The organism is Novosphingobium jiangmenense (genome assembly GCF_015694345.1).
Classification (GTDB): Bacteria; Pseudomonadota; Alphaproteobacteria; order Sphingomonadales; family Sphingomonadaceae; genus Novosphingobium; species Novosphingobium jiangmenense.
The window spans coordinates 170,468-190,672 of sequence record NZ_JADQDC010000006.1; the positions used below are offsets into that span (position 1 = coordinate 170,468).

Below are 20,205 nucleotides of genomic sequence, written 5' to 3' on the forward strand. Positions count from 1 at the left end.
GGGCCGCCCGTCGCAAGACTGGCGGCCTTTTTTTCGCCCCTCCCGCAAGCGGGAGGGGAGCGAGACTTGCTGAAACGCAGGCGAATTAGCCGCAGTGGGGCGGGCTTCTAACGCAATGGAAGATCAGTCCAACGGAATCCCATTCGCAGCGAAAAATTCCATAACCTCGCCAAGGTGCTGCTCATGGTCGCGCCACCGCCCGACGGAACGCGCGTTGATCGGCTGGCGCACCTGCTGCGCGCTCGGCGTCGATACTGCAGCCTCGTTCCTGTGGAAGTCCAGGCAGGCCGGGTCCCATGCCAGCCCGCAATGGCTCAGCAGCTTGCGCGTCTCGGTCTCCTGATCGGCCACCAGCCACTCATAGGTAACCTCATGGATTCGCCCTGGAAAGCGCTGGCGCCAGAAGGCCATGAGGCGCTGAAACAGCAGGACGTAACGCGCCGTGTCCATCAGATCGTAAGACCATCGGTAATAGGGCGATCCGGTCGCGAACAGGTGCTTGTAGTTGCTCCACACGCTGTCCATCGCCCCGCGCCGCAGGCATACCACGCTGGCGTGGGGGAAGGCCTGCAGGATCCAGCCGATGTAGAGGAAGTTGAGCGGGAACTTGTCGGTAAAACGCCCATGCTGCGCCCCGGCATTCTGCCGCGCCCGCGCAAGATAGAGCTCGCCCAGCTTCTGCGCCGAAACGCCCCTGCTCGCCTCAACCGTCGCCGGATCGAGCACAAGCCGCGACGAGGTACCCGCCAGTTGCTTCACCGCCAGCGGCATCGCCTGCAACTCGCCGGCCGACGTAACTTCGGCATGCGATGACAGGATGCGGTCGACCAGCGTGGTCCCGGTTCGCGGAAGTCCGACAACGAAGATCGGAGCGTCCTCGATGCGGCTGTCGGAGACCAATGGCAGATCCCGGGCGAAAGTCCGACGGATGGATTCGAAGACCGCCTCGTCGCTCTCTAACTGGTAGCCCAAGTTGGCCCTGTGCCTCGCGTTGCCTAGGGAGAGTTGCCCCGCGGCCTCGGAGAGTTGCCCTTCTGCCTCGTAGAGTTGGAAAAGGGCATAGCGCAGCCTAACCTCTTCAACAGGCTCGATTTCCCCTGAAAGAGCTGTTTCCAGGCGCGCAATGTCACCCGGTGCAGGCTTGCGCCGCAATCCGGCCAGCCCGAGGTGCGCCCGTCCATGCGCAGGCTCGCGCACAAGGATGGCCTCGTAAGCGGCGGCGGCTTCATCGACACGACCGAAGAAGCCCAGAGTGCTGGCAAGATTGAACCTGAATTCAATGGCTTCCGGCGCACCATCGACTGCCCGTTCAAACAGCGGGAGCGCTTCCTCATGCGCGCCGAGGCGGGCAAAGACGCAGCCGATGGTATCAAGCACCAGCGGGTCTTCGCTTCCGGCAGCAGAGGCCGCTCGCGCCGCCGCCAGCGCCTCCTCATCACGCCGACCGAGCAGCAAAATCCTTGCTTGTTGAGCAAGATACTCCGCATTGGTCGGATCAGCTCTGAGGACGGCGCCGATTGCCTTCGCAGCATCGCCCACCCGTCCGCTCTCGGCAAGGGCAACTGCGGCCACGAACCCGGCCTCGACGTCCGACGGATTCGCCGAAAGGGCCGCTCCGGCCGCTGCCAGTGCTTCGGAAAATCTCCCCGAAACAAGGAGTTCGCGCAAGTCTCCGCCCACCGTCATTGTGCCAGCCTAGCGGCCCCCACCAAGCCACGCGCTACGCAAATTGACGCAGGGCCGCGGAATAGGTCCGGAACGGCGGAACTGCCCGAACGTTCAGGTCGGGAACAATTCCGGAGACCGAGAATGCCAGCGAAATCAGCCGCCCAACAGAAAGCCGCCGGAGCGGCGCTCTCGGCAAAGCGGGGCGAAACGCCCAGGAAGAAGCTCAAGGGTGCCTCGCGCTCCATGGAAAAATCCATGAGCGAGAAGGAGTTGGAGGAACTCGCTGCGACCAGCCGCAAGGGCAAGCCCGAACACGTCAGCAAGGACTGACGCTGGTGGAGCAGACCTTCACCGCCATCGCCAACAAGGTCTCGGGGCTGGCCGGACGCCCCGCCACCTTCATCGTCGCGCTGGCCATCATCATCGGCTGGGGCCTGAGCGGCCCGCTGTTCCAGTGGAGCGACACCTGGCAGCTGGTGGTCAACACCGGCACCACGATCATCACCTTCCTGATGGTTTTTCTCATACAAAACAGCCAGAACCGCGATGCTGCTGCCATGCAGGCGAAGCTCGACGAACTGATCCGGGCGGTCGACAAGGCCCGCGAGGGCTTCGTCGGGATCGAGCACCTGACCGACGACGAAATCTGCCGCCTGCGCGCCGCGCTCGAACGCGAAGTTGGTGCAAGCGCCGACAAGCAGGCTACAACCGACGAAACGGTGGAGCACCTGCTCGACCGCACCTGAGCGGAGTGGCCAATGCAGCGGATCGAAAGCGACAGCCTGGGCGAAGTGCGCGTGCCTGCCGAGGCCTACTGGGGCGCGCAGACGCAGCGGAGCATCGAGAACTTTCCTTTTGATTCAACGGAGAGGATGCCCATCGGCATCATTCGCGGGCTCGGCGTGATCAAGCAGGCCGCCGCACTGGTGAACCGCAGGCACGGCCTAGATCCGGAACTGGCCGACATTATCGAGAAGGCCGCCGCCGAAGTTGCCTCGGGCAAACTCGACGACCAATTCCCACTGGTCATCTGGCAGACCGGCAGCGGCACGCAGACCAACATGAACGCCAACGAGGTGATTGCCGGCCGCGCCAACGAGATGCTGACCGGCCAGCGCGGGGGCAAGAGCCCGGTTCATCCCAATGACCACGTCAACATGGGCCAGTCCTCCAACGACACCTTCCCGACCGCGCTGCATGTAGCGGCGGTAGAGGCCCTGAACCGCGAGGTGATCCCAGCTCTCGACAAGCTGTCCGGCGCGCTGTCGGGCTGTGCAATTGCCTGGAAAGACGTGGTAAAGATCGGCCGCACTCACCTGCAGGACGCCACGCCGCTGACGCTCGGGCAAGAGTTTTCCGGTTATGCCCAGCAGCTTCGCAGTGCATACGACCACCTGCGCCATGCCGAACTTCATGTTCTGCGCCTCGCCCAAGGTGGCACTGCGGTCGGCACTGGCCTCAACGCTCCCGAAGGTTTTGCCGAGGACATGGCTGCGCAGATCGCAGAACTCACCGGCAGGCCCTTCACCACCGCCCCCAACAAGTTCGAGGCGCTCGGCTCGAACGACGCTCTGGTGCAACTCTCTGCGACGCTTGCGACGCTGGCGGTGGCGCTGACCAAGATTGCGAATGACGTGCGCCTGCTTGGCTCAGGCCCCCGCTCCGGCCTTGGCGAACTCGAGCTTCCGGCCAACGAGCCGGGCAGTTCGATCATGCCGGGCAAGGTCAACCCGACCCAAGCCGAGATGCTGACGATGGTCTGCGCGCAGGTCATCGGCAATCATCAGGCGGTGATTGTCGGCGGAATGCAGGGGCATCTGGAGCTCAATGTTTTCAAGCCGATGATCGGCGCTGCCGTCTTGCGCTCAATGCACTTGCTCGCGGTCGGCATGGAGAGTTTCGCAAAGCGTTGCGTCGAAGGGATCGAGCCAAACCGTCGCCGAATTGCCGAACTGGTCGAGCGCTCGCTGATGCTGGTGACCGCGCTCGCGCCCGAGATCGGCTACGACAACGCCGCCAGGATCGCCAAGCATGCGCACGAGCATGAACTGACCTTGCGGCAGGCCGCATTGGCGCTGGGGTTGGTGGATGAAGCGACGTTTGATCGGCTGATCAGGCCGGAGGAGATGGTTTGAGGTCGGCGACAATGAAGCGGGACCCCGGATCAAGTCCGGGGTGACGGTGATTTTCGGCGGGCGTTAGGCTCCTAGACATCGGGCAAAGATTGCTCCGCCATGCCCCAGCCCCTCAGAAGCTTGCTTTCGCTGCGTTTTAGCAATGCCGCTGCATCGCCAATCGTGAACGGATGAGCATTTTCGAAGTCGTCGAGTTCGTCCCAATCAATCGGCGCGGCGACTGGCGCATTGGCTCTCGCTCGCGCCGAGTAGGGCATTACTGCCGTGCTGCCGCGCTGGTTGCGGAGCCAGTCGATGAAGATGCGCCCTTTGCGCTTGGCCTTGCTCATGTTGGCCACGTAGTGCTCGGGGTCGGCCATTCCGAGCGCCTTCGCAAAGCGCTCCGCAAAGCTTGCATGGGCTTCCCAGGAGTGATCTCGACGCAAGGGCAGTACGATGTGGACGCCCTTCCCGCCCGAGAGCATGGCGAAGCTGACCAGCCCGAGATCGGACAGGCGCGAGCGGATGTCCTTCGCGGCGCGTTTCACGTCGGCAAAGTCGAGGCCCTCGTCCGGATCGAGATCGATGACCATGCGATCGGGCGCTTCGACATCGTCCGCCTTGGCGCACCAGCCGTGGAACTCGATCGTGCCCATCTGCACGCACGTGAGGATTCCGGCTGCGTCGGCGACATAGAGATAGTCCTCCGCATTGCCGTCCTTCTCGCGGATCGGCACGTGGTGGACATGGTCTCCGAATGAGCCACTGTCGTGCTTCTGGAAGAAGCAGTGCTTGGCGCGCCCCTGCGGACAGCGCACGAGGCTGACCGGACGGTTGGCGAGGAATGGCAGCATCGCCGGGGCAAGCGCGGTGTAATAATCGGCCAAATTGCCCTTGGTCTGCCCGCTTTCCGGAAAGATCACCCGGGTTCGGTTGCTGATCGGGACGACCTCTTCGGGTGGTTCGAGATGGACAGGCTTTTCCGGTGTCACATCGCTGGCCTCCTTGTCCTCGCGCAAGCCGACGAAGCTGGCATGGCGCACCCTGCCCTCGCCGGTGAATTCGGCAAAGGCGATTTCGGCGACGAGTTCGGGCTCCAGCCAGGTTGCGCCGCGCGCCTCCGTTCTCGGCACTTCGAGCGCACGCTCCTTGCGCTTCAACGGCGCGAACCGGGCCGCAAGATCTTCGAGCAGATCCTCATCAAAACCCGTGCCGACCTTGCCCTTGTAGACCAGTTCGTCGCCCTCGCGCTGGGCCAGCAGCAGCGAAGCAAAGGGGCGACGGCGGGTGCTCGACTTCGTCATGCCGACGATCACGAACTCCTGCCGGAGGATGCATTTGACCTTGAGCCAGTTCTGCGTGCGCTTGGGCAGATAGGCGGCATCGGCGCGCTTGGCGATGATGCCCTCCTGCCCCGCGCTGCACATGGCCGCGAGCAGCTTTTCACCGCCGCCTATGATGTGATCGGCCACGTGGATCGGTGGCTGCGCATCGGCGAGCAGCCCCGCAAGGCGTTGCTTGCGCTCGACATTGGGCAGCGACTTCAGGTCCTCGCCATCAAGCTCGAGCAGGTCGAAGGCGTGGAATGACAGCGCGTCGCCTTCGCCTTGTTCGCCGTGGCCGCGCTTCAGCACGGCTTGCAGGCGCGAGAAATCGGGATTGCCTTTGTCGTCCGAGGCGGTGATCTCTCCGTCGATCATGCACGCCGGGAGATCGAGTGCGGCGAAGTGGCGGATCAGCGGCTCGAACTTTTCCGACCAATCGAGCCCGCTGCGCGTGAACACCCGCACCTCATTGCCCTTGGCCGCAACGAGCGCGCGGTAGCCATCGAACTTGATTTCGTGGAGCCATTGGCGGCCTTCCGGCACGCTGTCGACCAAGGTGGCGAGTTGCACCGGCTGGAAGGTGGGGAGCGCCGCATTGCTCTTCTTCCGCTTTGCCCCGGTCTTTGCCACCTTGGCCTTGCTGACCCTGGCGTTGTGACTGCTTGCGGCCTTCATTTCCTCCGCAAAATCAGCCCCTTTCTTGCCCTTCAGCGAATGGCTGCCCCGCTTGTCGGCGGCGATCTCGGCCATGGTACGGCCGGTGAGCACGCTGGTCAGCGCGCGTTCCACCAGGACATCGCCCTCGTCGGCAAAGGCATCGTCGATCTTGCGCAGCAACCAGTTGTCGCGCTTCTCGTTGCCTCGACGCTTGAGGCGGATCAGCAGCCACTCACCCTTCATCCGCTCGCCATCAAGGCGGAAATGGAGGTGGCCTTCCTCGAGGTCCTTAGCGCTCTTGCCTTCCACCGGAGCCCATGTGCCGCGATCCCAAAGCATGACCGTGCCGCCGCCGTATTCGCCTTCAGGAATGGTGCCTTCGAACTCGGCGTAACTGAGCGGGTGGTCCTCAGTCTGCACGGCGAGGCGCTTGTCTTCGGGATCGGGGCTTGGCCCGCGCGTGACTGCCCAGCTTTTCATCACGCCGTCCACTTCGATGCGGAAATCCCAATGGAGCCGCGTGGCATCGTGCTTCTGCACGATGAACAGGTTGCCGCCCTTGCTCGAAGCACGCTTGCCGGCAGGTTCGGCGGTGCGTGCGAAGTCGCGCTTGGCGTTGTAAGCCTCGAGTGGGTCGCGGGCAGCCATGGGTCAGGCTCTCTTCCGCCGCGACGATGACGCCGCGCGCTTGCGCGGGCGACCTTCCTCATCGTCCTCGTCAGTACCAAGCGATTGTTTGAGCGCGGCCATGAGATCGATGACGTTGCCCCCCTTGGGCGCCACGTCTGCATCCGGGTCTTCGATGATGCGCTCGCCCTTGGCCTTGACCTTCTTGTCGATCAGCGCGTGGAGCGCATCGACATAACGGTCGTGGAACTTGTCAGGCGTGAACTTCGCCGTCTTCTTCTCGATCAGGCTGGCGGCGAGGTCCAGGAGTTCCGGATCGGCATCGCGCGCAGGGATATCGCGAAACCAGTTCTGCGCGCGCTGCACCTCGTCGGCGTAGCGCAGGACTTCCATGATCAGGCCACGGCCGCAGGGTTTGAGCGAGACCAGTTGCTCGCGCCCGCGCACCGAGAGTTGGCCCAGCCCTACCGTGCGGGTCTTCCGCAGGGCTTCGCGCAAGACAATGTAGGCGTCCTCCGCCAGATCGTCGGCAGGCACCACGAAATACGGCTTCTCGTAGTAGAGCACATCGATTTCGTCGTTGCCGACGAACTGTACCAGTTCGAGCGTCTTGCGGCTCTCGATCCGGACGGATTCGATCTCCTCGTCATCGAGCAGAACGTAGTTTCCGCGTGAGACCTCATAGCCTTTGACGATCTCTTCGCGGTCTACCGGACCGACGCCGGGCGCGACCTTCTCGTAGCGGATGCGCTTGCCGCTGGGTTCATGGATCTGGTGAAAGCTGATCGCGGCACCGCTGCGCGTGGCCGGGTAAACCTCCACCGGAATCGAAACGAGAGCGAGGCGCAACTGCCCCTGCCAGAATGCGCGGGCGGCCATGGCGGCTTGCCTTTCAGACGGGTGCTGGCCAGCGCAAGTGCGGCAGCTTCGCCCAATCTATGCGCGAAGCGCGACTGCGGTTCCCGAAGAGGTCAAAGGGCAGGATTCACTCTTTTGCGACAGGATCCGCAATCAACCTAAGGGCTTGCACGGAGATAAAACGCCGAAATCGGCCCATTCCTAAGCTTTGGGCGCAATTCGTTAACCAGGAAGAGGAACGCCAACTTCGGCAGGTCCGGTGCAATCTCCTTTCATCTTAATGGAGGTTGCAAGATGGTTTCTGGCAGAACAACCCTCGCCGCGTTGATGGTAATCGGGTTCCTTGGTGCAGCGGGCTCGGTCCAAGCTTCGCAGGGCACGGCGTCGATCACGATTACCGGTCAGGTCCCGCTGGTCTGTCGGGTGTCGGTAGACGACAGCGCAAGCGCAATGATGAGCGCAAATGGCAACCGAAGCGTGCTGCGCGAGTTCTGCAACAACGGCGCCGGATATCGCGTTGTTGCCAGCTACTCGAAGCAGCTCTCGGCGGGGCAATTGGTGGTTGATGGACAACCGATCGCTCTGGACGGTTCGGGCGAAGTGGTGATCAGCGACGTGTCCCACGCCGCATCGACTGCCCGCACCATCGCGGTTTCCGGAAGCGACAAGGTCGCCGGCTCCATCCGCTTCCGCATCGAACCGCGATAACGGTCAAAGCGGGATGCTGCCGCAGTCTGTGGGCGCAGCCGTGCCTGCAACGAGGGGCGAGATGGTGACGACGAGGTTCTCGATGTAGTTCGGGGAAATGGCCTTGGTCGACCCGCCGTCGATCAAGGTACCTTGCACTGGCAGCCGATCCTCGACTGCGTCGCCCACGCCCGCTCTTGCACATGTCTGCGTTATCGCCGTCGTTGCCGTGGGAGAGCGGGTCTGACCGAGGAAACGGACCGAATAGCGGATCTGCTGCGTGCTGTCCGTCGTGGAAGCTCCATTCGGCGTGAGCGTGTAGGGCTGACCGTCACCCGCCATCACGCCCAGAGACACCTGATAGGGTCCGGAGCTCTGCACCCGGACATAGTTCGAGGCCGAGGTCTTCACGGTCGATGCCTGAGCGTTGGCGACTTGCGCCAGCTCGCCGAAGTCGAGCGAGGTGCCGACGAAGCTGGCACGAAGGGCGCTGACGATGTTGATCGGCATGCGGATGGCGTTGGCCAGCGTCCCCGTCTGTTGCGTCGGCGATCCGCCCCCGGTGGTGCTGCAGCCGAACCAGGCGTCGAAGGGCAGCTCGCTTGCGGCGGTGGCATTGAGATTTCGCGGCAACGTGACCGTGAAGTTGACGACAACCGTATCGGAATCGCGATTGTTGCCGGTGAAGTTGACCTTGAGGAAACGCGCGGCCGACGATGGCGAGACCGACGTCGGTGATACCGCAGGCGTAGCCTCGTTGTAATCGTAGAAGATATCGAGGCCGATCCCTTCGACACTTCCGGCGACAACGGCGGAGGTCGGCGTAACTGTCGTTCCCACCGAGTCCGCATCCCGGCCTTTCAGGTAGAAGTTGACGATATCGGTCTTCTGCCCCCCGGCACCGTTTACGCGAGCAAGTGACAACGTGACGTTGGTGGTGAAGCCGGTCGTCTCGAAAGGATCGTAGGTCACCGAAGTTGCCGTCGCCGACCCCACAATTCCGCACGTTGCTGCCTGCGCGCCGGTTGCAAGCGAGAGGCTGGCGCCAGCGGCGAGCGCGAAAAGCGCGCGGGACAAGACCGTTGGCAGGAGGCTCATCTGCTTTCCTTCGACTTGATGTTGCCAAGCTGGACCACGCCTGTCGCATCGCGTGGTATCTCGATCTCGAACGTCGAGCGGGCGGCGTCCAGCATCTCGATCCGCCATTTTCCGGGTGCGAGGCCGGTGGCACCAAAGCGACCCTGGCGGTTGGTGAAGACCGTCCGTGCCGGGCGATCCGGGTGGGCCACTTCCGTGGCGGTGCCGCTGACGAGCGATACCGGCTGGCCATCGACGTCGATCATCACACCCAATGCTGTCACGTTATAATCGGACCCGACGGTTACAACGTATCCGCTGCGATAGGCCGGGAACACGCGGAAGGTGCCCTGGCCGATGTCCGTGCCCGGTGCGGCGTTCTTCACGTCAAGCGCGACCGTGCGCTCCGAATAGGAGGGCAGGCTCGGCATTGTAGCACTGCGGAGGGCGCCGGTATTGGCTGCCCGGCCAAAGGTTGTTGCATCGACCATGACATCCGCCTTGCCGAGGCTGCGGTGCGGCCGGACAATGGCGAAGCTGTCAAAGATCGGGCGGCCGACCGAAACGGCACCATCTGCAAGCGCGAGCGAGGTGCCGAGCCGGAACGTGCTGCGCTGGTTCTGGCTGTCGCCGAAACCGCGGGTGTAAGTGCCGAAGTGACTGAAACCGAGCTCGGCCCGGTTGGCGAAGTAGTTTGCGTTGACCGAGACGCCAGCGCCATTGTCTGACCGCTCGACGTCGGCAGTGACATTGTAGCTGCCAACGCCGCTGCCGCTGAGGGTCTGGTACGATGAGCGGAAGCGATTGTCGCGCGTATCGAACTCGGAACGCACGGTTGAATAGCGCCCAAGCCGGACGATCAGCGAAAGGAAGCCGCTGAACTCCCTGCCGAGGGAATCTTCCTGATACCGGGCTTCGGCATTGAGCGTGGCGCGGTCGGAGAAGCGCCAGCCCGCGCTCATGCGATAGTTATGAACGTCCGGCCGCCCACCGCGCCCCTTGGAGAAACGCGCATCAAAGCCGCCGAACAGGCTGGCACTGAATGCATGGGTGTAGCCCCCGCCAAGTTCGTACTTATAGGGATTGTCGGCGAGGAAGAACGATACCGGAGCAAAGCGCCGGCTGCGCCGCTCAAGGAAGAGATTGAAAGTATCGCCCAAGCCATTCGGGCGCTGGATCAGTCGCTGGAAAGTCGCGTTGAACGCATGACCGGACCCAAGACCGTCGACCTTGCTGAACGAGACATTGGTGCCGATCGTACCGATGGGCGTGCCGATTACCGCTTCGACTCCGCCCATGCGGCTGTCGGCATCGGCCTGGAAATTGACGCCGAGCGTGATCGCATCGCTGATCCCCCGGCGATAGTAACCGGAGGCAATCCAGTCATCACTGTAGCGTGGACCGCGCAGACCAAGCGGCGCCTTGACCCCGGCATAGAGTCCGAACTCGCTCAGCCCCTTGGCAAGCTGAGTCTGGTCCACGAACAGATTGAACTGGACCACCTCGGTCCGGCCGGTATCGTCAAGAATGTTCAGGCGGATGTCGTTGCCACCTTGGGTGAACGGGAAGTCCCTCAGGTTGTAGTTGCCGGGCGCAAGCTGAAGCCGGCGGACCTGCTGACCGTTGACGACCACTTCGACCGTCGAGGCACGATCCAGCCGGAAGGCGCGATCCCCCCGGGGACGCACCACCTGCTGCGGATTCAACACGCTGTAGGAGCGGAAGATAGAGATACCGGCGATGTCCGGAGCGGACTGGAAACCACGCGCCTGCGTTTCAAGATCACCGGCAGAAACGCGCAACAGGTGCTTCGTCTCGTCAAAGACCAGCCGGCTGCCAAGGCGCTGAAAGTCACCGCCCAGCGCGCCGGGCTGCCAGATCGCATCACTTTCCGCGACGACCGGTCCAAGCCTCACTGCCCCATCAAGCAACATGACCGGCTGACGCAGGCCCTGATCGAATCCGTCCTCCACCAGATCCATCGACCCGCGCAGATTGACGTAGGCACTGAAGTTTGCGGGCTTCATCAGTTCGCCAAGGCGCGATCGATCCAGTGCCGAGACAGAGACTGCGCGCGAGGCCCTGCGTTCCGTCGGGATGCTGAAGCGAAGCTCCAGAGTGCGCGGATCGTAGTCGACGCCGATGCCGACAGGAGCAAGGTCCTCGGCACTGACCTGCACCTTGGCGCCGAAGCTGGTTCGCAGGCTTTCCAGAACGTCCGGCGCGAGCAGCTCCGAAAGGATCTGGATCACCCGAGCGGCCGGGAACGTCAGCCGGTCATCCACATCGATCTGCACCGGCAAATCGCCAAGGTAGCTGCCGCCATCCTTGGCCGGAACCGTAAGCACGACGGCACGCCCGGTGGGATTAAGCTTCTGTGCCCGGAATGCCGGCGCGGGAAGCTGCCGGTCGGCACTGGCGCTCAAGCTGGCAGAGGCAAGGTTTGCCGCCGGTATGGGCGCACTGCCTTTGTCATTGCCACCTTGAGGAACATCGATTGCTTCGGCCTGAGCCGTGGGAGCCCGGCCTGCGAAGAACAGGGTGGCCCCGATGGCCAGCATGCAACGTGATCGGCCGTGCATCGCCTCAACCCTCCGGGCCGATCGTGGCTTCGATCATGCCATCAGCCAAAGGCAGCTCGACCGGGACAGTCACCTTGCGCGTCTGGTTGCCGCCGACCAGACCAAAGCCGATGGTTTGCTGGATTTCCGGCCCCGAAAGCGTGCGGCGGAACTGCTCCTTGCCGCTGCGGTCCTTTTCAACGAGACGCAGCTTGCTGGCACTGAGATAGCCATGGACTGCAGCAGCGTTGCCGACGGTAAGCACCGCAACGGGCTTGCCAGCTGCATCCTTGCCGATCTCGGCGCCTTGGATTTCCAGCTTCGGCTTGGCGCCAGCCGGGGCAACGCTTGCAAGGACCTGGAAGTTGTAAAGAATCTGTATCGCCGACTGGCCTTCCGGCAGCTTCACCGGAAGTTGCGCCACGGTGATGTAGTAGTGCTTGCTGCCAGCAAGGGCCGGATCGCCGACATACTGCACGCGGAAGGACTGGGTCTGGCCGGGCTCGATCAGGGCCTGTGGCGGGAATACCAGAAGGTCTCCGGGATCCTGCCCTGTCGGCGCAACGCCCGTCTCCGTCAGCCGCAGTTCTTGTACGGTAAGTTCCACCGGCAGGGGGTTGGCGAAGGTGTTCTCGACGGTCACGACCTGCGACATTTCGCGGCCCGAAGTCTTGAGGTCGATCACGACAGGCTGCACCGTCATGGCGCGAACCGGCGCAACCGGCATGAGTGCCAAAGCGACCGCCGCAGTGACCAAGCTACCTGTGTATTTCACGAAGCATTCTCCCTGCCCGAAGGCGCGTGATCAGTCAGTCGGCTGCAGCTGGATGACGATGGTGTCGTCGTAGTCACCCGCGACGAGGGGCGTCCCCCCGCCTGGTGTGGTGATGGCAAGCGCAAGATCGCCCATGGCGCCGTTCGGTATGGACAGGCCCAAGGTGCCCGCATTGCTGGCTTGCTCGATCCCGGCGCCCGCCCAATCAAGCCGCACTGCGTAGGGCAGAAACTCTGCGAAGCCTTGGGTCTGCGCGCCCCCCTGCCCCGTGGCAGCGCCGATCCGGCCCAAGCCACCTTTGCCGGAGGTGACGGTTACACGATGGCTTGCATTGCATGTTGCAGGGATAGCCAGCTCGAAGCTCGTTGCCCGCGGCACCGCCGTGTCAGGATCCACCAACCGGGTGAGACCCACGCGCACATTGCCGTCGCCAGAGGTCTGGAAGGTCGCATTGGCGACCGCCCGTGCGCGGGGTGCGCGGAGAACGCAGGCCGATTGCGCCGTTGCATTGAGTTCGAGGCGACGGGTTGCACGGTCAAATTCTTGTGCCTGGGCGGTGGCCGCAAGGGACAACAGCGCGATGATTGCACACTTGCGCATCAGCGTGGCTCCAGCGTGATGCGCAGCGTGTCGCCATAGACGCCAGCAAGCACCGGTGCGTTCACACCGTTGTTTGAAGCTCCGGCTAGAATGGCCAGACGCAGCGTGACGGTTCCGGCAGTTGCCTCGTTCACGTCGATGCGCTGCGCGCGCGTGCCACGAACCCGCGCGTCGGTTTGAAGCTGGCCCGATGCGTTACCCCAGCTAAGGCTGGCACCGTAAGGAAGGGCAGTCGCAAAATCCGGAGCGTCGCTTGCCTGCCGTCCATCGGTAGGCCAGAGGCCATTGTTCTCGGACTCCAATCGGATCTGGTGGGGATAATTGCACACCGCCGAGAAGGAGATCGTTGCACTGGCTGGCCTCGCCGCCAAGGTCTGCTGGTCAAGCAACTGCGTGACCTGCAGGGTATCGCCGGAAACTCCGTTGAAATTGACCAGCTGCCCAGCCTGCAGGTCTCCTGCTGCCAAGGTGCAGACTTGCGGCGTCACCCCGGTTACCGCCAACGCACGCACTGCCGGTGCCTGCTGCGCTGCGGCGTGCCCAGCCCAGAGGCAAAGCATGGTCGAAATCGCGAGCCGGGAGCTTGCGCGGAGTGAGCGGCCTGACATGGCTCAGCTCTCCGGCGTCAGCGTTACGGTAACGGTGCCGCGATAGGATGTGTCCGCGACGAGGCGAAGAGCCCCACCCCCGTTGGTCGCGAAGCTGTCGATGCCGATCGTGATTGGCCCCGTGAAAGGCGTGGCGCGTTGCTGCACTGCCGCCGGGTTGGAGGCAGCGGCCGTGCCGAACCGAGCGGGAGACTCGGTCCAACCGGAGGCAGAAGCGGAAAAATCGACGCTGCGGGAGAAGCCCGTGGGAGGGGTTGAGGTAAAGGTCTGCGCGGTGATCGGCGTCGCCGAAATGGCGATTGCGCTGCGAGACGAGCAGAAGCTGCCTGACAGCACCTGCGCCGGTGCAGACAGGTCGGTACGGAGAAAGCCGGTGGCGGTATCGACCAGCACTCCAAGATCGAACACGCCCCCCGCCTCGGATACAGTGCCGCCGACACAGATGGCGGGCACGGTGCCGATGACCGCGAAGGACTTCGAATCCGATTCAGATTGCGCTTGGGCGATACCCGGAAGCGAAAGTAACAGAGCAGCGCCGATGGCTGCCAGAACGGACTTGGTCATCATCGCTTACTCCGAAACCGGCACGGGACCGAGGGTGACGGTGACCAGACCGCTGTAGTTTCCGGCGACCAGCAACCCGTTGCCGGGAGTCGAGAAAGCGGAGAGCGAGAGGTCGATATCGCCCAGCTTGGGCGCAGCCTGGGCCGAGCCGATGGCAGAAGCATCGGGTGAAGAACCGTCGCTGGAGGCATCAGTGGAAACGACTGTTCCGCTGCTTCCCCAGCCGCTCGCGGTGGCGACGTAGTTGACCGCGCGTGCGAAGCCCGGCGGCGGCGTGGCAGTGGAATTGCCGACCAGCGCACTGGCAGTGACCCCGACAGCCGAGCCCGCGAAATTACAGAAGCTGCCGGGCAGGGACAACGTCTCGGTCGCCAAGGCGGCGATACGCCCGACGTTTGGCCCGGAGGTCTGCACCATCTGGCCGAGATCGATCACTGCGCGCGACGGTTCACCCAGGATGCACAGACGCGCAACCGATCCGGAAACCGCGACCTGGCCGGTTGCGGTATCGGAAACCGCTCCTTGGGCCAATGCCGGGCTTGCCATGCCGACGAGCGGGAGGGAGGTGAGCATGGACTTGAGCAGACCGGATTTCATCATCGTGCTCCTGGGTGAACTATGGTGTTTGCGGAAAGATCAGACCGCAGGCGTGAGGATCACCTCGACCTTGCCGGTGTAATCGCCAGCGACGAGCTTCTTGCTGGCAGCGCTCGACGAGCCCAGCGTGACCACGACATCGCCCGAGAACATGTTGACCGTCGCATCGGCGCTGGCGAGATCGTCCGTGCTTGCATCGCTGAACGATGCCGAGTTGGCCGACACCGAAGCGGTGTAGTCGACGCGGTTGGTGAAGGCGGTTTCAGCCCCGCCGGTTACGGCCTGGCTGCCGGTGAGCGCAGTTGCTTTGACCGAAAGCGTCGCAGCGGAGTTGTTGCACCAGCCGTTGAGCGTCGCGCTCTGGCTGTTCACCTTGGCGGTATCGAGACCGCCATCGCTGTTTGCCAGTTCGCCGAGCGGCAGATCGGCCGACGCGGTGACGAACTTGCACTTTGCCGCCACCGAACCGGTGACATTGACAGTGCCGGTAACGCTTTGCGCGAACGCTGGCGATGCTGCTGCGACCACTGCAGCAGATGCGAGAACGAGAAGGGTACGCATGTCATTTCTCCTGGAATTCGGGCGCCAATCAAGCGGCCGGCTGAATGTTGACGGTGATGGTTGATGCATAGCTTCCGGCAACGAGGAGGTTGCTCGAGCTGCCTTTGGTGGCGAAGCCGTAAGCCTTGACGGTGACGTTGTTGCCCGATGCGGCAAGACGTCCGACGTTTGCGGAACTGCTGGAGGTAGCGCCGGTGGCAGTGCTGAATGTCACCGCGCTGTTTCCACCGGAAGCCAGCGCGACCTGCATCTCTGCGGTATAATCGATCTCGTTAGAGTAGCCGCTGGCCGGCGCCGTACCGCGCGTTCCGTTGGCGAGACTGTCAGCCGCTATGGCCAAAGCCACGCTCGCCGACGTGCAGACCACGCGCGAAGTGACCGACGTGCCGTTCGGCGAGGCGCTCGCACTCGTTTCAAAACCCGGAGCCAGAGTACCGTCCGCTTCATCCAGCGTCCCGAGTGCGATAGTCCCGGTAAAGCTGGAGGATGCCGCCCCGCCCGCTGACACCACCGAGCAACGGCCTTGCACGTTGCCCGTCAGGTTGACCGTGCCAGTCACTGTCTGGGCGAGCGCCGGTGCGGATGCGGACGCAAGCGCGATCGCGAAAAGCGCGGCCCCGGCGATGATCGGAAGTCTGGACTTCATGGCAATCGGCCTTTCGATATGTGATTGGAGAGGGCAGGAGCGGTTGCTCCCGGCAGGTGGGAACGCAGGACAGATCACAGCGCAGCCGACACGGTGACGGTCAGCGTGTCGGAATAGCTGCCCTGGACGAGGACTCCTGGCCCGGGATAGGCAGGAGCGCTGACTTGCAGATAGGCACCGGCAAGATTCTGGGAGCTCGGCGCGATGCGCAGGCCGCGGCTCTGCGTGGCCGGCCCAAGAAAGGTACACGGCGATGAAGCCGTAGCGACAAGGGTAGCCACCGAACATTGCGCCGAGGCGTTCGCACCACCCGCTCCGACCAGATTGAGGCTTACCGTGTAGGGCGCGATTCCGACGTAACCGGTCTCGCCCGGCTGCACCGCTGATCGCAGGCCGCCATTGGTCGAAACTACGGCAACGCGTGCTGCACCGTTGCAGTTAAGCACGAAGGGAAACTGGTTCGACCAGCCCGCCTGGTCAATCTGTCCGGCATCGAACGCCCCGCTGGGCGCGCCACCGGTGGCAAAGCCGCACCGTCCACCAACCGATGCAGTGACCGGCAATGTCAGCGAGACCGGACTCCCGCCCACATAGGCCGTTGGCCCGGCGATGGTGGATTGGGCGTGGGCCACCGCGGGGTATAACCCCAGCAGCGCCGTCACTCCCAATTTTGTCACGCTCGAGACCATGCCACTACCCCTAGTTGCCATCCGACAACGACGACGCAGGCGCGGCTTCCGCTCTTTCACACCCATTGGCAGGGCACAGTTGTTCGGCTCCGGAATTGCGAGAAGCGCAATGCGGATCATCGAAGCCGAGCTTCAGTGAATGAACGTCAGCAGTGAAGCGTCTGAATTGGTTAACTTCTGCGTAACCTTTTACGCATCACTGCTTACATGCGTGACTCACGATGGGTGCAAATCCGAGCAAACTTCCCCCAAGTGCATCGCATCTGGAGGATTTACGGTTATGGTAAATGCTTGAAATTGCGCAAGACGTGGCCGGCAACGACCTTGGCATTTAACCATCCATGTCCGTGGAATCTATGGGCGTTTCAACCTGGTCAGCTGCCGCAGATTTGCCTCCAGCGGGATCGAGCTGACTTGGCAGCGCATTGCCCGACTGCCGGTTATAGTTAACGGCGTGCAGTCGATTACGGTCGTCCCTATACGGTCAGGGCAGTTCGTTACTGAGGCAATACGAGGTGATTCGCGAGACGATCACCCCGAACTTGCCAGCTCCGCTTCCATCATCTTGCGCATCTCGAATTTCTGCGCCTTACCGGTCACGGTCATGGCGAAGGCCTCGACGATGCGTACATGGCGCGGCACCTTGTAGTGCGCGATGCGCCCCTTGCAGTGGGCGAGAACATCTTCTGGGCCGAGCGCCTCACCTCCCCGCGCGATTACCCAGGCGCAGACTTCCTCGCCGAACTTCTCGTCCGAAACCCCGAAGACTTGTGCGTCCTGAATGGCCGGATGAGTCAGCAGGAACTCCTCGATCTCGCGCGGATAGATGTTCTCGCCGCCGCGGATGATCATGTCCTTGATGCGACCGGTGATGCGGACATAGCCGTTTTCATCCATCGTCGCGAGATCGCCGGAATGCATCCAGCCATCCGCATCTATGGCCTCGGCGGTCTTGGCCGTATCGTCCCAGTACCCCAGCATGACGGCATAGCCGCGCGAGCAGTATTCGCCTTGCTGGCCGATCGGCAGCGGCTCGCCATCCAGGCCCACGATCTTGGCCTCGGCGTGCGGGTGCACCCGGCCTACCGTCCCGACACGCTCCTCAATGGGGTCGTCAGTGGCGGTCTGTGTCGTCAGAGGACTCGTCTCGGTCATGCCGTAGCCGATCGTCACCTCGCCCATGTTGAGGCGGTCCATGACCTGCCGCATCGTCGTCACCGGGCACGGCGATCCGGCCATGATGCCGGTACGCAGAGTGCTGACGTCGTAATCGTCAAGGTCCGGCTGCGCGAGGATCGTGATGAACATCGTCGGCACGCCGTAGAGCGCTGTGCATCCTTCGGCCTGAACCGCCTCAAGTGCCAGCTTCGGATCATAGGCTTCTCCCGGATAGACCATCGCGGCACCGCTGGTGAGCGATGCGAGGTTGCCCAGGACCATGCCGAAGCAGTGATAGAGCGGCACCGGAATGCAGATGCGATCCCTATGCCCGAGCTTGATCGTGCGCGCCGTGAAATGGCCGTTATTGAGAATGTTGCGATGGGTAAGCGTCGCCCCCTTGGGGAAACCCGTCGTGCCACTGGTGAACTGGATGTTGATGGCATCGTTCTGATGCAGCGTTGCCGCAACAGCCTCGATCCGCTCCATGTCCGGATCCGCACGCAGGGACTCCCACGGCTCGAAACCGTCGTGCTGCTTCGCACCGAGAACAACGATTCCGCGCAGCATGGGCAGCTTCTCCTGCCCCAGCTCGCGCAGCATGGCCACGTAGTCGCTCGACTTGAAGCTTGCTGCGCTGACTAGGAAAGTGCAGCCGACCTTGTTGAGCGCATACTCGACCTCGCTGGTCCGGTAAGCAGGATTGATGGTGACGAGGATCGCACCGATCCGCGCGGTGGCGAACTGCAGCACTGTCCATTCGGCGCAGTTGGGCGCCCATATGCCGACCCGGTCACCCTTTGCCACCCCTCGATCAAGCAGGCCGGTGGCAACGCGGTCAACCTCGTGATCGAGTTCGGCCCATGTCCAGCGGATGCCCTGGTGGCGGGAGACCAGAGCAAGGTCCCCACCCCATTCACGGGCGGCATCGTGCAATGCCTGCCCGATGGTCTTTTCCAGAAGCGGCTCGTCAGTCGCGCCCTTGGCATAGGAAAGCTGCGTCATCGCTTGATGTTCACCACCTGGGTCTGCGTGTATTCGGCGAGGCCTTCAACCGATTGCTCCACGCCGAGGCCACTGGACTTGAAGCCGGCCATCGGAATGTGCGGGCCGATGGCGATGTGCTGGTTGACCCAGACCTGCCCGCTCTCGATGCGCGAGGCGATGTCAGCCGCACGGCCGACGTCCTTCGACCAGACCGAACCGCCCAAGCCATAATCGCTGGAGTTGGCGCGCGCGATCACGTCCTCGACATCTTCGAACTTGATGATCGGCAGGATCGGGCCGAACTGCTCCTCGTCGACGATCTTGTCGCCGTCGGTCACGTCGCGAACGATGGTCGGGCGGATGAAGTATCCCGCGCGCTCCATCACCTCGCCACCGGCAACAATCGTGCCGTCGGCCCGGGCTGCCTCAAGGAAGCCCTTGACCTTCTCGAACTGCATCGCGTTCTGGATCGGGCCGATCTGCGTGCCCTGCTGCAGGCCATCATCGACCACCGCCGCCTCGGCGAGGCGCGCCAGTTCGCCGCACATTGCGTCATAGATGTCGGCGTGGACGTAAGCGCGCTTCACCGCGAGGCAGACCTGCCCGTTGTTGAAGAAGGCATTGCCGAAAATGGCCTGTGCGGTTTCGCGCACATCGACATCCTCCAGCACGATAGCCGGATCATTGCCGCCGAGTTCCAGCGTGACGCGCTTGAGCGTGTCTGCACCGCTGGCGGCAATGCGCTTGCCCGTAGCGGTCGAACCGGTGAAACCGACCTTGGCGACATCCGGGTGCGCCGTAAGGTGCGGCCCGAGGTCGTTGGCGTCGGTGATGATGTTGACCACGCCTGCCGGGAAAACCTCGCGGCAGATTTCGCCGAGGATCAGCGCGCAGACCGGCGTCGTCGGCGCGGGCTTCAGCACGATGGCGTTGCCGGCGAGGACCGCCGGGCCGATCTTCCAGCACGCCACCAGCAGCGGGAAGTTCCACGCGATGATGCCCACGACCACGCCCAAGGGACGGTGCTTGACCGCGATGTAGCCGCTCGCGTCGTCCTGAATCACGCGATCGGGCAGTTCGAGCGTGGCGTAGTGGCGCAGATAGGCGTCGGTCATGCCGAGTTCGCCCATGGCCTCGGCCAAGGGCTTGCCCTGCTCCATCGTCAGCGCGCGGGCGAGATCGTCCTTTCGCGCGGCGATGGCATCGGCAAGCGCGATCAGCTTGGCCTGCCTTTCGGGCCAGGAAACGGCGGACCAGCCCGGCACGGCTGCCTTTGCCGCGGCGATGGCGGCATCGGCCTGCGCGGCGGAGGCGCGGGGAACCGTGCAGAACGGCTCCCCGGTTGCCGGGTTGATCACATCCTTCGTCATGTCGCCAGCGACGAGGTTGCCGCCGATCAGCAGCTTGTATTCAGCCATGGTCCTCTCCCGGCCGCTTTGCTGCGGC

19 protein-coding genes are annotated in these 20,205 nt (G+C 63.3%); 4 read left to right on the forward strand and 15 right to left on the reverse strand.

Features of this window, described 5'->3' with window-relative positions; translation table 11 throughout:
• Positions 1–123: 123 nt before the first annotated feature.
• Entirely contained in the window at positions 124–1,686 is a 1,563-nt protein-coding gene (locus I2488_RS10865; RefSeq protein ID WP_196275817.1) for a tetratricopeptide repeat-containing sulfotransferase family protein, read from the reverse strand.
• A 123-nt stretch (positions 1,687–1,809) separates the two neighbouring features.
• Between I2488_RS10865 and I2488_RS10870 the strand changes: the two genes are divergently transcribed.
• From I2488_RS10870 to fumC, 3 genes are read left to right on the forward strand one after another with little or no spacing between them, the layout of a single operon-like run.
• Positions 1,810–1,998 (forward strand): DUF3008 family protein, encoded by a 189-nt coding sequence (locus tag I2488_RS10870; RefSeq protein ID WP_196275818.1) that lies wholly within the window; start codon positions 1,810–1,812, stop codon positions 1,996–1,998.
• A gap of 5 nt (positions 1,999–2,003) precedes the next feature.
• On the forward strand, positions 2,004–2,414 hold the full coding sequence (locus I2488_RS10875; protein WP_196275819.1) for a low affinity iron permease family protein: 411 nt from the start codon (positions 2,004–2,006) through the stop codon (positions 2,412–2,414).
• Positions 2,415–2,426: 12 nt separating this feature from the next.
• Complete coding sequence (gene fumC / locus I2488_RS10880) at positions 2,427–3,803, forward strand: class II fumarate hydratase (RefSeq protein WP_196275820.1); 1,377 nt, start codon at positions 2,427–2,429, stop codon at positions 3,801–3,803.
• Between the two features lie 71 nt (positions 3,804–3,874).
• On the opposite strand, the gene ligD is transcribed toward fumC, so the two are convergent.
• Both ligD and ku read right to left on the reverse strand, forming a co-directional pair.
• Positions 3,875–6,412: a DNA ligase D gene (ligD, locus tag I2488_RS10885; protein WP_196275821.1), complete on the reverse strand. Its 2,538-nt coding sequence runs from the start codon at positions 6,410–6,412 to the stop codon at positions 3,875–3,877.
• 3 nt (positions 6,413–6,415) lie between these two features.
• The gene (gene ku / locus I2488_RS10890) at positions 6,416–7,270 is read right to left on the reverse strand and encodes a non-homologous end joining protein Ku (RefSeq protein WP_196275822.1); all 855 of its coding nucleotides are present in this window, start codon (positions 7,268–7,270) and stop codon (positions 6,416–6,418) included.
• Positions 7,271–7,543: 273 nt separating this feature from the next.
• Between ku and I2488_RS10895 the strand changes: the two genes are divergently transcribed.
• On the forward strand, positions 7,544–7,957 hold the full coding sequence (locus tag I2488_RS10895; RefSeq protein ID WP_196275823.1) for a hypothetical protein: 414 nt from the start codon (positions 7,544–7,546) through the stop codon (positions 7,955–7,957).
• 3 nt (positions 7,958–7,960) lie between these two features.
• On the opposite strand, the gene I2488_RS10900 is transcribed toward I2488_RS10895, so the two are convergent.
• The 12 genes from I2488_RS10900 to I2488_RS10955 all read right to left on the reverse strand — a co-directional run bounded on the left by I2488_RS10900 (position 7,961) and on the right by I2488_RS10955 (position 20,177).
• Positions 7,961–9,034, reverse strand: coding sequence for a hypothetical protein (locus tag I2488_RS10900; RefSeq protein ID WP_196275824.1), 1,074 nt, complete (start codon positions 9,032–9,034; stop codon positions 7,961–7,963).
• A complete protein-coding gene (locus tag I2488_RS10905) occupies positions 9,031–11,574 on the reverse strand; it encodes a fimbria/pilus outer membrane usher protein (protein WP_196275825.1) in 2,544 nt (847 codons plus the stop codon). Before I2488_RS10905 ends, I2488_RS10900 begins: the two co-directional genes overlap by 4 nt.
• A 25-nt stretch (positions 11,575–11,599) precedes the next feature.
• Positions 11,600–12,349 (reverse strand): fimbria/pilus periplasmic chaperone, encoded by a 750-nt coding sequence (locus I2488_RS10910; protein WP_343071048.1) that lies wholly within the window; start codon positions 12,347–12,349, stop codon positions 11,600–11,602.
• 30 nt (positions 12,350–12,379) lie between these two features.
• The gene (locus I2488_RS10915) at positions 12,380–12,949 is read right to left on the reverse strand and encodes a hypothetical protein (protein ID WP_196275826.1); all 570 of its coding nucleotides are present in this window, start codon (positions 12,947–12,949) and stop codon (positions 12,380–12,382) included.
• The gene (locus I2488_RS10920) at positions 12,949–13,557 is read right to left on the reverse strand and encodes a hypothetical protein (RefSeq protein ID WP_214652334.1); all 609 of its coding nucleotides are present in this window, start codon (positions 13,555–13,557) and stop codon (positions 12,949–12,951) included. Before I2488_RS10920 ends, I2488_RS10915 begins: the two co-directional genes overlap by 1 nt.
• A gap of 3 nt (positions 13,558–13,560) precedes the next feature.
• On the reverse strand, positions 13,561–14,124 hold the full coding sequence (locus I2488_RS10925) for a hypothetical protein (protein WP_196275828.1): 564 nt from the start codon (positions 14,122–14,124) through the stop codon (positions 13,561–13,563).
• A 3-nt stretch (positions 14,125–14,127) separates the two neighbouring features.
• Positions 14,128–14,718, reverse strand: coding sequence for a hypothetical protein (locus I2488_RS10930; protein WP_196275829.1), 591 nt, complete (start codon positions 14,716–14,718; stop codon positions 14,128–14,130).
• Between the two features lie 39 nt (positions 14,719–14,757).
• A complete protein-coding gene (locus I2488_RS10935) occupies positions 14,758–15,279 on the reverse strand; it encodes a hypothetical protein (protein WP_196275830.1) in 522 nt (173 codons plus the stop codon).
• Positions 15,280–15,307: 28 nt separating this feature from the next.
• Complete coding sequence (locus I2488_RS10940; RefSeq protein ID WP_196275831.1) at positions 15,308–15,925, reverse strand: hypothetical protein; 618 nt, start codon at positions 15,923–15,925, stop codon at positions 15,308–15,310.
• A 74-nt stretch (positions 15,926–15,999) separates the two neighbouring features.
• Positions 16,000–16,557 carry a hypothetical protein gene (locus I2488_RS10945; protein ID WP_196275832.1) on the reverse strand — a complete coding sequence of 186 codons (558 nt, stop codon included), beginning with the start codon at positions 16,555–16,557 and terminating at the stop codon, positions 16,000–16,002.
• 588 nt (positions 16,558–17,145) lie between these two features.
• Complete coding sequence (locus tag I2488_RS10950) at positions 17,146–18,777, reverse strand: AMP-binding protein (RefSeq protein WP_196275833.1); 1,632 nt, start codon at positions 18,775–18,777, stop codon at positions 17,146–17,148.
• Positions 18,774–20,177 (reverse strand): aldehyde dehydrogenase family protein, encoded by a 1,404-nt coding sequence (locus I2488_RS10955; protein ID WP_196275834.1) that lies wholly within the window; start codon positions 20,175–20,177, stop codon positions 18,774–18,776. Before I2488_RS10955 ends, I2488_RS10950 begins: the two co-directional genes overlap by 4 nt.
• Positions 20,178–20,205 lie beyond the last annotated feature (28 nt).